General features: G+C 52.0%; 1 protein-coding gene. It reads right to left on the bottom strand.

What is annotated here, in order from left to right:
* Positions 1 to 375: transposase (locus tag H8K52_RS22100; RefSeq protein WP_186924805.1), on the bottom strand; the 375-nt coding region annotated here is incomplete at both ends.

The following is a 375-nucleotide window of genomic DNA, read 5'->3' as shown; positions in this document are numbered from 1 at the left end:
CTTCAGGTACTACGCCGTGCTCGATGTAGCGCCACAAGGCAATCGCCAGTCTTCTCGCCACCGCGACGATCGCCACACGTCGACCGCGTTTGTTGGGCGCTTGGCTGTTGGTCTTTTCCGCAAACCAAATTGAAAGCTTACTTTCTGGCTGATAGCGCAACCACATCCACGCCATTTCAATGAGCAAGGAGCGCACTCGTCGGTTGCCTTGCTTGCTGATGCCTTGGTCGATTCGCATCGTGCCACTATCGTACGGTTGCGGCACCAATCCAACACAGGAACCAACTTGTTTTTGATTATCAAACCGTCGCCAAAATAATTCCGTTGTAATCCGTATCGCACCAATGTCACCTATCGCTTTGAGCTTGGTGAAAC

This window comes from Affinundibacterium seohonense (assembly GCF_014284305.1).
In the GTDB taxonomy this organism is placed as follows: Bacteria; Pseudomonadota; Gammaproteobacteria; order Burkholderiales; family Burkholderiaceae_D; genus Undibacterium; species Undibacterium seohonense.
The sequence above is the reverse complement of the archived record's forward strand: the minus strand, read 5'-3'. Positions and strand labels throughout refer to the sequence as shown.